Source organism: Alicyclobacillus macrosporangiidus CPP55, assembly GCF_000702485.1.
Lineage (GTDB): Bacteria > Bacillota > Bacilli > Alicyclobacillales > Alicyclobacillaceae > Alicyclobacillus_H > Alicyclobacillus_H macrosporangiidus_B.
The window spans coordinates 3,478,268-3,493,439 of sequence record NZ_JNIL01000001.1 but is presented as its reverse complement, the minus strand read 5'-3'; the positions used below and the strand labels follow the sequence as shown (position 1 = coordinate 3,493,439).

Genomic DNA, 15,172 nt, shown 5'->3' with positions numbered 1-15,172 from the left:
GACGTACTGGCAACCACCAACGGAGCCCCCATCGCACAGCCCACCTTCAGTGATATAATTCAGCCGACATTGCCAAACTGAGGGCAGGTCTGCCCAGGCGCCTGGACAACCCGGACATCCCGGAACCCAGCCGCATCGTGACGCCTTGGTCAGGCCGCCAGGGAGGCTCAGCAACGGATCGTGGACACCAAAGACGTCACCCTGTTTCTCACCATCGCTCGTCTGGGGTCCATCTCGCGCACCGCTGAACAACTGTTCATGTCGCAGTCGACGGTGACCCATCACCTGCAACGGCTGGAACGTGCGCTCGGCTACCCATTGTTTCACCGCACCCCTACGGGCGTTCAGCTCACGCCGGAGGGGCAGCGGCTTGTCCCTCTCGCGGAGCGCATGGTCGCCCTGGAACGGCAGATGATGCATCCCGACGAGGAACAGACGCCGGTGATACGCGTTCTCTCCGGGCGCGCGTTTGTCTCCGTGGATGTCCCGGCGTGCCTGTCGCGGGTGGTGCGCCAGATGAAAGTCCATGTCAAAGTGCGCATGGGCCTGTACCACGACATGATGGAGGCCCTGGTCGCAGGGCAGGTGGATTTCTGCTTCCTCGGCGAACCCATCTACCACCCGCTCGTGCATCAGATTGAATTCTTACCCGACCCGATTGATCTCGTCGTCCCGGCCAACCATTACTTCACGCACGAGTTCCCCGGCATCCATGCCATCGCCGGCGAGCCGTACATCGCCTTTGGTCGATCGCGTGCACCCTTTCGCCAACGCGTCGAAAAGTTGCTGGCCAAAGCCGGCGTGTACCCACAGGTACGTATGGAGCTCGACAGCATCGACGGCGTCAAAGCGATGGTCAGCCACGGCCTCGGCATCTCCCTGTTGCCGCGGCGTACCCTGCACGACGCCAAATTCAAAGGCTACGCCGCCGTTCCACTCGGCGGACCCGAATGGACGCGACCCACCCTGCTGGCGTATCCCGCCGCGCTCTCCGAGCGGCCGTTAACTCGCCGCTTTGTGGAGATCGTCCGGCAGTATTACGAAGAGTTGAAGGAGAAATCACCATGAGCAATACGGGCTCCGAAGCCTCTACCCCGTTACGCGGTCCCGATGGAGGCGAAGCTCGTGCCTGTGCTCAACGCTACGATCCCGACACGCACCCTCGATCGTGTGCTCAGCCGCGTGATTCTCGGGCGGCGGAGCCGGTGACCTTCGCCGCCTTGCCGCCATCGCCCGCATCCAGTTCGGCGGCCATCCCCGTCGGCACCGAGCGAGCCACCGCCAAGAACGAAGTCAGCACCGGTGACACGTCGCCTTTACGCCATGCCACACCCATCTCCGCCGTCGGCATCCCTGGGATCTCTTTGTACACCACATCCCGGCTGTGCAGATTTCGCGCCGATGCCGGGACGACCGCTACCCCCAGCCCGCCCGCGACCAGGCCGATGACCGTCTGAAACTCCCGCGCCTCCTGCTGGATGCGCGGGCTGAAGCCGTTGGCGCGGCACAGCCCGAGCACCGTGTCGTACAAGCCCGCCCACGTGGTGCGCGCCAGCATGACAAACGGCACGCCCGCCAGATCCGTGAGCGTGAGCCCATCTGCCGCCGCCAGCGGGTGACGGGCCGGCATCGCGATCACGCACGGCGACGTGTGCACAACGGCTACCTCGAGCTGCCCTGAGGTCAACGGCGGCCGCACGAACCCCACGTCGATCCCGCCGGCCAACAACGCCTCTTCTTGCTGCGGTGTCGACAACTCCTGCAGCACCACGTCCACACCCGGCCTCTGTGCCCGGAACTCGCGCAGGACGGCAGGCAGCACGTCGTACGTGGCCGATCCGACGAATCCCACCCGAAGCCGCCCCAACTCGCCCCGACCGGCCCGCTTGGCCGCGTCCTCTGCCCGCTCCACCTGCTCCAACGCTTTGCGCGCCTCGGTCAAAAACACCTCCCCCGCTGGTGTCAGCTCCACCCGCCGCGCGCTGCGCAACAACAGGGTGACCCCGAGTTCCTCCTCCAACTGCCGGATCTGCTGGCTCAACGGGGGCTGGGTCATCTGCAGCCGCTGCGCGGCCCGCCCGAAGTGGCGCTCCTCCGCCACCGTAACGAAATACACCAGGTGCCTCAGCTCCACGTCTCCACCCCCATGTTCCATTCGCAGGACGAATCGATTCCATCCACATTATATATTGGACGTATCCATGCCACCCGAGTACATTCGTAAACAGAAGTTCCTTCGGAAGGAGGCGCACGTGTTGCGCTTCGTTCACACCATGCAACGGGCCGTGCAAGTCATCGTGCAGACGGGACTCCTGTGGGGGCTGGCCGCGGTGTGCAACCGGATTGTGCAGCAGGTGCACCTGCCCATTCCCGGCAGCATTCTCGGCTGCGCCGTGCTGTTTTTTCTGCTGCTGTTTGGTGTCGTGAAGCTCTCCTGGATTGAGGCGGGGGCGGACTGGCTTCTCGCACAACTGCTTCTGTTTTTCATCCCGTCCGCGGTCGGGATTATCCAGTATCCGTCCCTGTTCCTTCAGGACGGGTGGCGCCTGGTGCTCGTCATCCTCACCAGTACGGTCCTCGTCATGACCGCCACCGGCCTGACGGCAGACCTGCTCAGTCGTAGGCGATACGGTCTCCACAACGCCCGCGCTGCGGTCGGATCCACCGGAGCGAGAACCGGGAGGCGGACGGGATGAGCGGAATCGTGCACACGTTGTGGGGAAGTTGGTCCGCCGAAATCGTGCTGAGCATCGCGGCCACGGTTGCCGTCTATGTCTTCTGCCGCCGCATTTACCGGCGCTGGCCCTACATCCTGTTGTCGCCGATGTTGACCAGTGTGCTGGTCATGATCGGACTGCTCGTAGTGCTCCGCGTCCCCTACGCCACGTACATGGCGGGCGGTCAATGGTTGAGTGGTTTGTTGCAGCCCGCGACGGTCGCGTTCGCCGTGCCGCTGTACCGGCACCGTCAGGTGCTCGTGCGGCATGCCCCCGCCATCGCAGCCGGGTTGACGTTCGGGAGCATCCTTGCCGTGGTGTCGTCCGTCGCGCTCGCCCACGTCGCGGGCCTCCCGGCATCCTTAGCCCGGAGCTTGGCCCCGCGTTCCATCACGACACCGGTGGCGATGGCGATCGCGCAGACGATGGGCGGCAATCCGGTGCTGGCCGCCGTGTTCGTCCTCTGCACGGGCATCCTCGGCGTCCTCGTAGGCCCCTGGCTGGTGCGCGTTCTGCGCCTGCGAACCCCGATTGGCCGCGGTACGCTCATGGGCATGGGCGCGCACGGGATCGGTACCGCACGCGCGTTCGAGATGGGGCCGCAGGAGGGTACCATCTCGAGCCTGTCCATGGTGGTCGCGGCCCTGGCAGGCGTCGTGGTCATTCCCCTGCTGCTGCATGTCATGGGCTGAGCCTCTCGGAGTCGAGGCGATGCCGGGAATGCGCTCCGGCTGGGGAGTGCCTCAGGAAGGGGTGCTGGACCTGACGGTCACGTCAAGGCAGATAAAGACCCCGCGATCTGTGCAGACCAGACAAACATAGACCGAATAATAAACCATGGGTCCCATCGAAGTGACGATGCACATGGTTCGTTTTCCGGCCACCTTTTGCGCGTCATATGAGTCCCCTTCTTGTATCGAAATGCCGTTGTCGTTCGTCTAAGAACTGTGGGGAGGGAAGACGGGGTAGAGATCACGAGAATCGTGAGGAAATAAAGATGGAGACGTACAAGGAGATTGAGTCGATGACAAAGATTCTTGTAACCGTGTGTATGCTCCCGTTCTTACTGGTTGGCTGCGGTCAATCTCAGAACAACTCGAATACCAGTGCAGCGGTCTCTGATGGGGTCACTTCGGTAGATTGGTCGTCTCTTCCCACCAGTGAACAACAAGCGATTATTGAAGTGGCCAAGCGTTTTGGTGACCCTGACCCCAAAGTAGTATGGATCCATCAAACAGTGACAGACCCTGACCAGAAACTCATGTATCTGGTGAAATTGAGCGGGGACTTTAAACAGGGGGAAGTTCAGTCCGGTGACCTGGAATTTTCCATACTCGCGGACGGGTCCAAGGTATGGGCAATTAGTAACACGGATGGAACCTTCAAGGGTGACGACGTTAAACTGCATTGAGTTTATGTTCATCGCGGCCACGGCAGTCACCGCCTACCCTGACGAGCTCCCTTGAGAGGGGCCGAAAGCCAGATTTTCGTACTACTACCCCCGTTTTGGCCCCACTGTGCCAAGCCCGCCTCCGATTTCAGACCGGCATTTCGTGCTATGTCGGCCCAACACTCTAAAGCCGATGACTTTGTACAGCAATCCGGCTACATCCTGGTGCCCAGACTTCCATGAAATCGAGAAAAGCGAGCTTTGACTGAACATCGTAAAAGCTCAATTCCATGGTCTGATTGATCGGACATCGCAACAGGCCCCGTGACGGCAGCTATGAACGTGTTTTCCTCCTCGTCCGCCACTGGATAGATCAACCGATCCAATCCGTTGCCAAGCGGCACATATCCTTGTTAGAGATTCGGATCTGTCCCAGTTCCCCTTGCACCACGCGCGCTCGCCGACACCATAATATCTTTACATTGAAAATATCTATTGCTATACTTCTCGACGAGGTCGTGGTACACGGAAGGAGCATCAACGACTGATGAACGAAAACGCAACCTCCCGCATTTGGGCCCTGGCCGAACAGGTGGACCGGGTCCTGCCGGTGCTCGCGGTCAAACTGGTGCACTTCATCAAAGACTTCCCGGTGCCCGACGTGACGCTGACGCAGGCGTTCCTGTTGCACCACCTGCGCCACCACGGACCGTGCACCGCCTCGACCATCGCCGATCTGCTCGGCGTCACCTCCGGCCCGGTGACGAGCGTGACCAAGCGCCTCATCCAGCGCGGGCTCCTGCACCGCCGGCCGGACGAGAAAGACGGCCGCGTGGTCTGGTTCTCGCTGACGGAGGCCGGCGAAGCCCTCGCCGACACCCTGTCCAAGCACAGCACCGAGCGATGGGCGGCCGTGATCCGAGAGGTCGGCGAGGAGCGCGCCCGCACGGCGCTCGAGATCATGGGCAACACCATCCGCGTCCTCGACGGCCTGCAGAGCGCCCAACCGAGGTGACGGATGGGCCGGAAAGCGCCCCCGCGGGCGCAGGGTTGCGGCGGAGCGGTTTGACTCGGTCAAATATCTTCATGTTGAAACAAATCCAGACAACCCCAAGAGGAGGAGTGGCCTGCATGGCGGAGTGGTACGCGCGTTTCGTGACGCGATGGAAGTGGCTCATCATCGTCCTGTGGGCGGCCATGGTCGCAGCGGTACTCGTGGGCCTGCCCAAGCTGCCAGACGTCGTGGCCCACAAGAGCACCACCTATCTGCCTGACTCGGACCCGAGCATGGTCGCGAGCCGTTTGGCGGACGAGGTCGATCCGGATCATCACGCGAAGAGCACGGTCATCGTCGCCGTCCATCGCGCCGGCGGCCTGACCTCCGCCGACCGCGCCTATCTGGAGGACGGCCTCGCGCGCGTCGATGGCGACAAGGCGTCCTACCACGTGTCCTACGTCCAGACCGCAAAAAACGCTCCCAAGGACACGGCGAGCTCGTTCATCAGCAGCGACAAGACCACCGAGATCGCCGTGGTGGGCCTGACCGAGAACATCGAGGACCCGGGCCTGCCGGAGGACCTGCAGCACCTGCGCGACGCGGTCGCCCACCCGCCCGCCGGGACCCAGGTGTACCTGACCGGCGACACACCGGTGCAGAAGGACGCCATCACCCTGATGCAAGCCGCGGCCGACAAGACCGCCGTCGTCACCGTCGGCCTGGTGCTCGTCATCCTGCTTGCGGTCTTCCGGGCCGTGTTGGCGCCGCTGTTGACCTTGCTGGCCATCGGCCTGTCGTACCTGGTCTCCTCGAGCGTCGTGGCGTGGCTCGCCCAGCGCGGGTTTCCGGTGTCGACCTTCACGCAGACCTTCATGATCGCCGTGCTGTTCGGCGCCGGTACCGACTATACGGTGATTTTGCTCAACCGCTTCCGCGAAGAGCTGACCAAGACCCATACCCGGGCCGAGGCCTTGGCCGGCGCCCTGCGCGGAGTTGGTAAGACGGTCGTCTTCAGCTCGCTGACCGTGCTCGTCTCGTTTGCGGCCCTGTACTTCGCCAACTTCGGCCTCTACCGCTCCGGCGTGGGGGTGGCCGTCGGCGTGGCGATCACGCTCCTGACCTGCCTCACCCTCATCCCGGCCCTGATGGCCCTCTTCGGCCGCAATCTGTACTGGCCGGTGGTGCCCAAGCCGGGCATGGAGCACCGGCCTTCCAGGCTGTGGGGCTGGACCAGCCGCGTGTCCACCCGCCGGCCCTGGCTGGTCACGCTGATGTTGGCAGTGGTGCTCACTCCCGTGGCGCTCGCCTTCGGGCCGTCCCGCTCGTTCGACATGATGGCCGACATCCCGGACGCTCCTTCCGTGCAGGGCTTCCACGTGGTGTCGGACGCCTTCGGCACGGGCGAAGCGATGCCGACCACCGTGGTCCTGAAAACGGGCGCGAACCTGCGCACCAGCGACGGGCTTGCCACCATCGATCGCATCTCGCGCCAATTGGCTTCCGTCCACGGCGTCTCGGAGGTGGACAGCGCCACGCAGCCGCTCGGGAAGGTGGTCACGGATTTTGAACTCAGCCACCAGAACCAGCAGGCCGCAAACGGGCTCGGCCAGGTGAAGGATGGCCTCGGCCAGATGGCTGGCCAGCTCGGCAGCGCGGCGAAGCAGGGCAGCCAGGCCCAGGGCGCATTGAATGAGCTGCAGACGGGCGCCGCGAGCCTCGCCGAGGGCGCCCAACAGACGGCCGGGGGCGCAAGTCAGCTGGCGTCGGGCGCCGACCGCCTGGCGGGCGGCGCGAAACAGGTCGCGGCCGGGACCGCACAGGCCAGCCAAGCGGCGGCGCAGCTTTCCAAGAGCACCCAGCAGTTGAGCGGCGCGGCGGGGCAGGTGTCGACGGCCGCGTCCGCGCTGGCCAATGCGATCGCTCAGTGGACGGCTGCCCATCCGGACCAGGCGGAAAACCCGAACTGGCAGCAGATTGAGCAACTGGCCCAACAGATTGCGCAGGGCACCCAGCAGGTGGCGGCCTCGAGCCAGCAACTGGCGTCGGGGGCCAAACAACTGGCCGTCTCCATGCCGGGCCTCGTCGACGGCATGAATCAGGTGGCCGGTTCCGCTACCCAGCTCGCCCAGGGCGCCCACCAACTGGCCGGCGGCGCGAGCCAGGTGGCATCCGGAGGCGGGCGGCTGGCCAGCGGGATCGAGCAATTCACGCAGAAAAGCGGTGATCTGGCCACCGGACTCAGCCAGGCGGCCGGCGCGGCGCAGAAACTTCAGTCCGGCGTCGGGCAGGCGCAATCGTTCTTGTCGCAGTCCAGCGCCGCGCCGTCGCCCGGATTCTACGTGCCGCAGAGCGAGATCGATCACAACGCCCAATTGCGCCAAGCCCTCGACGCCTTCGTCTCACCGGACGGGCACGTGGCGAAGTTCCGGGTGCTGCTCAACCACAACCCGTATTCGCCCGAGGCCATCGTGACCGTGAATCAGCTTCGTCAGGCCGCGTCGGCCGCCCTGGCGACGAGCCCGGTGCACACGGGAGAGGTGTACGTGGGCGGCACGACCGCGTTCCAGGCCGCGATGAACACCCTGTCCAGCCAGGACTTCTCCTGGACGATGACCTTGGTGTTTGGCGCCATCTTCGTCCTGCTGGTGGCGATGCTCCGTTCCGTGCTGACCCCGCTGCTCATCCTCGTCTCCCTGGCGGCGACGTACTTCGTCACCATGGGCGTGGTGCAGCAGTTCGCGGTGCGCGTGCTCGGCCAGGACGGCGTCAGCTGGACGGTGCCGTTCTTCGCGTTCCTGCTCTTGGTGGCGCTCGGCGTGGACTACAGCATCTTCCTCATGTCCCGCTTCGACGAGGAGTACTGGGCGGGCTGGACCGCAGGCTTACGCGGCGGCGCCGCGGACCGCTCCCGCCTCGCCCCGCGCGGCCCCATGCCGATGCGCGCCATGCGCACGGCGATGCGCAAGATGGGCGGCGTGGTCTTCTCCGCCGCCGTGATCATGGCCGGCACCTTCGGCTCCATGATGGTCACCGGCATGGCGACCATGGTGGAGATCGGCCTGTCGGTCGTGGTCGGTCTGTTCCTCTATGTGTTCGTGCTGCTCGCGTTCTTCATGCCGGCGGCCATCGCCCTGGTGGGACCGGCCCATCCGTGGCCGTTCGTGCGCTGGCACGAGGAAGAAGACGAAGACGAGGAAGAGGGGGCGGGGACAGGTGCAAAGGACCGCGCACCCGTTCGCCCGTCCCTGCAAGGCCCCGGCAGCCAGGTGTGACCTGGCTGCCGGTTATTATAAACGCGGAGGTGCCGCATGCCAGGGCATCAGCCCAAGGGTTCTCCAACGTGATCGATCCCTCGTTCCCCGACCGGCTGCCTGACGGCGGGCACGCGCAGTCCAGCCACCCAGTCGTAGACCCACGCGGCGATGGCGGCACCGGCGACGGGCCCGATCAGGTACACCGGGAATTGGGCCCACGACACGTGCCCTCCGAACAGACTGTCGACCAGATAGGGACCGAACGTCCTGGCCGGGTTGAAGGACGATCCGGTCGGCCCCGCCGTCGCCATGATGATGCCGGCCACCGTCAGACCGATGGGCAACCCGGCGAAGCGGCTGGCGGATCGGCCATCCACGGCCGCCCCCATGATGACCATCATCAGGACGCAGGCGTTGGCCGCCTCGATGAGGGTCCCCCGCACCACGCCCGTCCCGGGGGCCAGGACGGTGGCCCCAGCGTTGCCGACCGATGTCCCGGCCGAACCGAGGACGAGCACAATTCCCAGCGCCCCCACCACGGCCCCCACGGCCTGTGCCAGCACGTAGGCAGGGACCTCTCGCCAGGGAAAACGGCCTGTCACGGCCAGCCCGACCGTCACCGCCGGGTTGATGTGGCAGCCGGAGATATGGCCAAACGCCGCGATCATCGCCAGTACCACAATCCCGAACGCCAGGCTGACCACACCCACGTCGGCCAGGGTCACGGCGTGGTGGGCGCTGTTCGACAACACACCGTTGAACGCCGCGGTGCCCGCCCCGATCCAGACGAGCATCGCGGTTCCAATCAGCTCCGCCACACCGCGCTTCAACAGGGAAGGCGACGTGTCCATCCTGTCACCGCCCCCGCCGAGTCACATCTGGCTGAAGGCCAGGAAGCGCTCCGGATGGTGTTTGCGCACCAAACCGTGGGGGTCGAGGACGAACTTTCTCGCCACGCCGCGATCGAAATCTGCATAACCGCGCGGGGCGTCGTCCAGGTCGATCACGGTCGCATTGACCGCCTTCGCGATCTGCGCCCTTCCGCTCAGGATCATGTTCATGAGCTGGCGGTGGTAGCGCATGACCGGCGTCTGACCCGTGACGAAGGAGTGGGCCTTGGCCCAGCCGAGTCCGATGCGGATGCGCAGGGACCCGATCTTCGCCTCCTCGTCCTTGGCGCCGGGATCGCCCGTCACGTACAGTCCTGGAATCCCCAAGCGTCCGCCGGCCCGAGTGACCTGCATGATGGTGTTGAGCACCGTCGCGGGTTCCTCCTGGTGGTTGCGGCCGTGACCGTGCGCCTCGAAGCCCACGCAGTCGACGGCGCAATCCACTTCCGGCACGCCGAGGATCTGTTCAATCATCTCGCCCACGTCGTCGTGTTGGCTGAGATCGATGGTCTCGCAGCCGAAACTCCGGGCCTGCTCCAAGCGCGCCGGGTTCAGGTCGCCCACGATGACCACGGACGCGCCCAGCAGTTGCGCCGCGTGTGCTGCCGCCAGGCCGACCGGACCGGCGCCTGCGACGTACACCGTCGATCCGGTGGTCACCCCGGCGCTGTACGCCCCGTGATACCCGGTCGGGAAGATGTCCGACAGCATGGTGAGGTCGAGGATCTTCTCCATCGCCTGGTCCTTGTCCGGGAACTTCAGCAATTGAAAGTCGGCGTATGGCACCATCACGTACTCCGCCTGACCGCCGACCCAGCCCCCCATATCCACGTATCCATAGGCGGAACCGGGACGATCGGGATTGACATTCAGGCAGATGTGCGTGTTGCCTTCCTTGCAGTTCCGGCACCGCCCGCAGGCGATGTTGAAGGGAACGGAAACGAGGTCTCCCTTTTTGATGAACTCCACATCGCGGCCGACCTCAATCACCTCGCCCGTGATCTCGTGACCGAGCACCAGACCTTCGGGCGCGGTGGTCCGCCCGCGGACCATGTGTTGATCGCTGCCGCAGATGTTCGTCGATACGACCCTGAGAATCACGCCGTGCTCACACTTGCGCCCGACGTTCAGCGGATTGACGCCCGGCCCGTCCTTCAGCACCAGCTCCGGATAATCGATGGTCTCGACCGCCACTCGGCCCGGCCCTTTGTACACGACCGCGCGATTTCCCGGCATCTTTCATCCCTCCTCACGGTTTTCCCAGCTCAAAGGTCCCTCGCAGACCGCAGAATTTGGACGCGTCTGATCAGCCGCTCACCCCCCGGGTTCACATCTTGTCACGGTGTGGTAAAGTAAAAGGAGGATGTAAGGGTTTACATGGATGAGCATACGGCGGCCGAACCGGAGGCTTCAATGAGGAATCTTCTGATTTGTCAGATTGAACTACCGGATTTGTGCACCCGCACAAGTTGAGGCACGGTTCCAGACCGGTTCCCATCGCCGCGTGACCGAGCTCCACGCTGACGCGGAGGTGATTTCGGTTGAAACCGAGGAACCGCAGGGGGCATATTCACTTCGCCCGCACCGATGCGCAACAGATTGACCCGGCTGCCAACCATTTCACCGCAGAATCACTGCACGCCGCTCGGCGTGGGCGATGGCTGCTGCAACAACTGGATCGCCATCTGTCTGAGCTTCATCGAATGGCACCCGATCACTCTTTCACGCTCGAGGACGCGCACGGGGTGTTGGTCCGGAGGATTGTGGCAAACGGCGACGTGGAGATCCCCGAGGACCACTGGCATCGTTACGAGATCACCGATCAAAACACGGTATACGGGACGATTCGGTCTTCAGCGCCACTTCACCGGGTGATGGACGAGACCACGTGGTCCCTCTATTCCCTGCGGCTCGCGCTGATCTTGACGGAACTCTCGGAGTGGGCTGCGACGGAAGCCGAACGCCGCGGGGAAAAGGTGCAAAAGGTTCTCGTGGATGGCGTGACCGGCCAGCATCTGGCCAATGACTGGCTGGACGCGTGGTATGCCTACGCGGAACGTACGCTGTCTGCACGCCTCCCTGTCCGGACGTACGTATCGTGGGCGCGCGACGAACACGACCTTGGCCCCACCCTGCGGGAGGAGGAAGTGGTCCTCCGTTATGCCGAGCGATTTGGCCAGGACGGGCTCATCTCCAGCCGGCTGAGCCCCCCGATGCTCCACATGCTCGCCAACCTCCCGGAGGCGGACCTGTTGCGGCTGGTCCAGGGTACGCTCGGGCCGCTGCTTGAGCCGGATCACCGGCACCTGCTGGATACCTTGTGGGTCTACCTCAGCTGTGACCAGAACGCCTCCCAGGCCAGCCGCGTCCTCTACATGCACCGCAACACGCTGCTTTACCGCATCCGGCACATCGAACAGCTGCTCGGACTCTCCCTGCGCGATCTGCAACAGATCACGTCCATCTGGACCGCGCTCCAAGCCCATGAATTGCTTCACGCGCTCGGCAAAACCGACGTGGCGCCCGGCGGCAAACCATGACGCATGGCTGTCGGGCCCCCGGTGCAGTGGATGGCGGAACGGGGTTCTGCGCTCACACCATCGCCCGGGCCACTGCCAGCACATTGTCCAGCGTAAAGCCGAACTTCTCCACCACCACATCGCCCGGAGCCGAGGCGCCGAAGTGATCGATCCCGAGGATCCGCCCCTCCCGGCCGACGTACTTGTACCACGGCATCGGGTGCGCCATCTCGATGGCCAGCCGACGGGTGACCGCGCTCGGCAGGACGCTCTCCTTGTACGCCTCGTCCTGGGCGTCGAACAGCTCCATGCAGGTCATGTTGACCACCCGCACCGCAACGCCCTCGGCCGCCAGGCGCCGCGCGGCGCCCAGAGCCAACTGGACCTCCGACCCGCTGGCCATCAAAATCAGGCGATCACCGCCTCCTTCCTGGAACAGGACGTAACCGCCGCGGGGAAACAGCGCCGCGCGCTCCTTGACCTCCTGCAGCACCGGCACCTTCTGGCGCGTCAGGGCGAGGGCCACCGGCCCGTCCCGGTGCTCCAGCGCGTACCGGAACGCGAGCCCCGTCTCTGTCGCATCCGCCGGGCGGAACACCTTGAAGCCCGGGATCGCGCGCAGCGACGCCAGCTGCTCAATCGGCTCGTGCGTCGGCCCGTCCTCGCCCACCGCCACGCTGTCGTGGGTGAAGATGTGGATCACCGGCTGCTTCATCAGCGCCGCCAGGCGCAGCGCCGGGCGCAGGTAGTCGGAGAAGACGAGGAACGTTCCTGCGTACGGCATCACCCCGCCGTGGAGCGTCATGCCGTTGAGCACCGCGCCCATCGCGTGCTCTCGCACCCCGTAGAAGAAGTTGCGGCCGTGGTACGATTCGCGCGCGAAGTGCGGCTCGTCCTTCAAAATGGTCTTGTTCGATCCCGACAGGTCCGCCGAACCCCCAATCAGCGTGGGCACATGCGGCGCGATGGCGTTGACCACCTTGCCGAACGCGTCGCGCGTCGCCACCGCGCCTTCGAAAGCGGGCAGGACCTTGTCCCAGTCGATCCGCACGCGATCGTGCAAGGCATCGACAAACTTCTGCGCCTCTTCCGGATACGCCTGGCCATACGCCTCCACCGCCTGGTCCCAGGCGGACTCCAGTTCCGCCCCGCGCGCCCCGATGGCCGCAAAGTGGGCGCGGATGTCGTCCGGGACGACGAATGGATCGTGCGTCCAGCCGTAGGCCGCCTTCGCTTGGGCCGCTTCCTCCGGGCCGAGCGGCGCCCCATGGGCCGCGCTGGTACCCTGCTTTGTCGGCGCGCCGAACCCGATGACCGTCTTCACCTCAATCAGCGTGGGTTTGTCGGCCGACTGGCGCGCTTGTGAGATGGCCTGCTCGATGGCGGCGAGATCGTTGCCATCGTCCACCCGCAGCACGTCCCAGCCGAGCGCCCGGAACCGGCCCCCCACGTCCTCCGTGAACGACCACGACGTCGGGCCGTCGAGCGAGATGTCATTCGAATCGTAGAGCACTATCAGTTTGTTCAAGCCGAGGTGCCCGGCCAGCGAAGCCGCCTCGTACGAGATGCCTTCCATTAAGTCACCGTCGCCGCACAGGACGTATGTATAGTGGTCCATCAGGGTATGGCCCGGCCGGTTGAAGGTGGCCGCCAAAAACCGCTCCGCCATCGCCATCCCGACCGCCATCGCGATGCCCTGGCCCAGCGGCCCCGTCGTCGCGTCGACCCCCGGGGTGTGTCCGTACTCCGGATGACCCGGCGTCTTTGATCCCCACTGCCGGAAATTCCGGATGTCCTCCAGCGAGACGTCGTAGCCGGTCAGGTGCAGCAGGCTGTACAACAGCATCGATCCGTGGCCCGCCGACAGGACGAAGCGATCCCGGTTGATCCACTTCGGGTTCTTCGGGTTGAACCGCAAAAACCGGGACCACAGCACGTATGCCATCGGCGCCGCCCCCATGGGCAATCCCGGATGGCCTGAGTTGGCCGCTTCGACCGCGTCAATGGACAAAGCGCGGATGGCGTTGACCGCGCGTTGATCGATCTCGTTGAAAGGCACGTGGACCACTCCTTGGCACGCTTTTCCTTGTTGTATCATAGCACGCGAGGCGGCGGCAATGAAAAACACCCCGGCCACCGCGTGCCGTGCTCAGCTTCGTCGGCGAACGTCATGCCGCCACCAGGCGAAAAAGTACAGCGACAACAACATCATCACTGCGGCGGCGACGAGGAACGGCCCGGACGCCCCCATCCCCTGCCACGCGAGCCCCCCGATAAACGGCCCGAGCGCGGTACCCGAGTCCTCCACGGCGGTGAACAGCCCAACGGCGCGCGTGTGCAGCCAGTGCGGCACGGCGTCCATAAACAGGGCGTTCCATGTCGGGAAAACGGCCCCGAATCCAGCGGCGAACACCGCCGCCGGCACCAGTGCCCGATCCCACGATCGACACAAGGATAAGACGGCGACGCCGGCCGCCGAGGCGAAAAACGCGATCGACAACACCGGAAGCTTCCCCATCCGATCGGACACCCGCCCGAGCGGGATCAGCAGCACCACGGTGATGGCCCCGATGGCGATGAGAAAGAGGGCGTACGCCCAGGTGTGCAGATGGAGGGATCGCACGCCAAACAGGGCGAGAAACGGGGTGATGGTGCCGATGACCACGGTCTGCAGCACCATCGGCAGCAGGAACGGCCGCAGCTTTCGCCCGAGCACCCGGGCGAGTAAGACCTCGCGCCGGAGAGACGGCGTGCCGCTGCGGTTCTCCGGGCGGATGGCGCAGGCACTGACGACGAGGATGGCGGCCATCAGGCCGAGCACGGTCAGCGTCCCGTACCGGATGTGCAGCAGCAAATTCGGCACAAACATGCCAAGGCCCGTGCCCGACATCCACGGGATGAACGCCTTGGCCAGGGATTCCGCCTTCGCGCCCTCGATCCGCTGGCCGAAATGAGTCAACGCCGCGGGCCACACGGACGCCGCCCCGCACCCGTAGAGGATGGAGCACGCCAGCGCGACCCAGGTGCTGTGGGTCGACAGGAGCACCGCCACCGCTGCGATGGCCATGAGGATCCCGCCGCCCACCATCCAACGGGCGTAGCCGCGAGCGGCACCTACCCCGTACGCCAACTTGGTCGCGGCGTCGGCGGCGAACTGGCCGCTCGTACACAGTCCCACCCACCAGATGGGCATGTCTACCCGGTGCGGCAGGACGATGGGCACCCACACGTAGTACAGGGCGGCCCGGATGAATTCGTTGCAGAACAACGCGCTTGTCCACCACATCTGCCGATTCATACGTTCCATTCTACACGACCGCAGGCCCGTACACACGCGCCAGTCTGGGATACATACGCGCCGTTCTGGGGTGCACACCCGCCGGCCGCTGGGGCCCCCACGTCGCC

General features: G+C 64.9%; 12 protein-coding genes. 7 read left to right on the top strand and 5 right to left on the bottom strand.

The features are described from left to right. The first annotated feature begins 180 nt into the window (after positions 1-180). A complete protein-coding gene (locus N687_RS0117240) occupies positions 181-1,068 on the top strand; it encodes a LysR family transcriptional regulator (RefSeq protein WP_029423046.1) in 888 nt (295 codons plus the stop codon). A gap of 106 nt (positions 1,069-1,174) precedes the next feature. Here N687_RS0117240 and N687_RS0117235 read toward each other — a convergent pair whose 3' ends face one another. Continuing rightward, positions 1,175-2,134: a LysR substrate-binding domain-containing protein gene (locus N687_RS0117235; RefSeq protein ID WP_081841522.1), complete on the bottom strand. Its 960-nt coding sequence runs from the start codon at positions 2,132-2,134 to the stop codon at positions 1,175-1,177. A gap of 121 nt (positions 2,135-2,255) precedes the next feature. Between N687_RS0117235 and N687_RS0117230 the strand changes: the two genes are divergently transcribed. From N687_RS0117230 to N687_RS0117210, 5 genes are all read left to right on the top strand, one after another. Next, positions 2,256-2,696, top strand: coding sequence for a CidA/LrgA family protein (locus tag N687_RS0117230; RefSeq protein WP_231493523.1), 441 nt, complete (start codon positions 2,256-2,258; stop codon positions 2,694-2,696). Further along, positions 2,693-3,409 (top strand): LrgB family protein, encoded by a 717-nt coding sequence (locus N687_RS0117225; RefSeq protein WP_156040199.1) that lies wholly within the window; start codon positions 2,693-2,695, stop codon positions 3,407-3,409. Before N687_RS0117230 ends, N687_RS0117225 begins: the two co-directional genes overlap by 4 nt. A gap of 305 nt (positions 3,410-3,714) precedes the next feature. Further along, complete coding sequence (locus tag N687_RS0117220; RefSeq protein WP_029423042.1) at positions 3,715-4,128, top strand: hypothetical protein; 414 nt, start codon at positions 3,715-3,717, stop codon at positions 4,126-4,128. A 526-nt stretch (positions 4,129-4,654) separates the two neighbouring features. Beyond that, positions 4,655-5,122: a MarR family winged helix-turn-helix transcriptional regulator gene (locus N687_RS22510; protein ID WP_051663393.1), complete on the top strand. Its 468-nt coding sequence runs from the start codon at positions 4,655-4,657 to the stop codon at positions 5,120-5,122. A 116-nt stretch (positions 5,123-5,238) separates the two neighbouring features. Beyond that, positions 5,239-8,376 (top strand): MMPL family transporter, encoded by a 3,138-nt coding sequence (locus N687_RS0117210; RefSeq protein WP_051663392.1) that lies wholly within the window; start codon positions 5,239-5,241, stop codon positions 8,374-8,376. Positions 8,377-8,423: 47 nt separating this feature from the next. Here the strand turns inward: N687_RS0117210 and N687_RS0117205 are convergent, their stop codons facing one another. After that, positions 8,424-9,209, bottom strand: a complete 786-nt coding sequence (locus N687_RS0117205; RefSeq protein ID WP_081841521.1) for an MIP/aquaporin family protein — start codon at positions 9,207-9,209, stop codon at positions 8,424-8,426. A 21-nt stretch (positions 9,210-9,230) separates the two neighbouring features. Then, positions 9,231-10,484 (bottom strand): formaldehyde dehydrogenase, glutathione-independent, encoded by a 1,254-nt coding sequence (gene fdhA / locus N687_RS0117200; RefSeq protein ID WP_051663391.1) that lies wholly within the window; start codon positions 10,482-10,484, stop codon positions 9,231-9,233. Between the two features lie 305 nt (positions 10,485-10,789). Here fdhA and N687_RS22505 point away from each other — a divergent pair, with 305 nt between their 5' ends. Further along, a complete protein-coding gene (locus N687_RS22505) occupies positions 10,790-11,788 on the top strand; it encodes a PucR family transcriptional regulator (RefSeq protein ID WP_051663390.1) in 999 nt (332 codons plus the stop codon). Positions 11,789-11,840: 52 nt separating this feature from the next. On the opposite strand, the gene tkt is transcribed toward N687_RS22505, so the two are convergent. Together tkt and N687_RS0117185 are read right to left on the bottom strand one after the other, a co-directional pair. Further along, complete coding sequence (gene tkt / locus N687_RS0117190; protein ID WP_051663642.1) at positions 11,841-13,865, bottom strand: transketolase; 2,025 nt, start codon at positions 13,863-13,865, stop codon at positions 11,841-11,843. Between the two features lie 51 nt (positions 13,866-13,916). After that, positions 13,917-15,065 (bottom strand): MFS transporter, encoded by a 1,149-nt coding sequence (locus N687_RS0117185; RefSeq protein ID WP_029423035.1) that lies wholly within the window; start codon positions 15,063-15,065, stop codon positions 13,917-13,919. Between the last annotated feature and the right edge of the window lie 107 nt (positions 15,066-15,172).

Coding starts and splice junctions, on each gene's coding strand:
- fdhA (WP_051663391.1), bottom strand. CDS start 10,484: ATGCCGGGAAATCGCGCGGTCGTGTACAAAGGGCCGGGCCGAGTGGCG.
- N687_RS0117210 (WP_051663392.1), top strand. CDS start 5,239: ATGGCGGAGTGGTACGCGCGTTTCGTGACGCGATGGAAGTGGCTCATC.
- N687_RS0117220 (WP_029423042.1), top strand. CDS start 3,715: ATGGAGACGTACAAGGAGATTGAGTCGATGACAAAGATTCTTGTAACC.
- N687_RS0117205 (WP_081841521.1), bottom strand. CDS start 9,209: ATGGACACGTCGCCTTCCCTGTTGAAGCGCGGTGTGGCGGAGCTGATT.
- tkt (WP_051663642.1), bottom strand. CDS start 13,865: ATGATACAACAAGGAAAAGCGTGCCAAGGAGTGGTCCACGTGCCTTTC.
- N687_RS22510 (WP_051663393.1), top strand. CDS start 4,655: ATGAACGAAAACGCAACCTCCCGCATTTGGGCCCTGGCCGAACAGGTG.
- N687_RS0117225 (WP_156040199.1), top strand. CDS start 2,693: ATGAGCGGAATCGTGCACACGTTGTGGGGAAGTTGGTCCGCCGAAATC.
- N687_RS0117185 (WP_029423035.1), bottom strand. CDS start 15,065: ATGAATCGGCAGATGTGGTGGACAAGCGCGTTGTTCTGCAACGAATTC.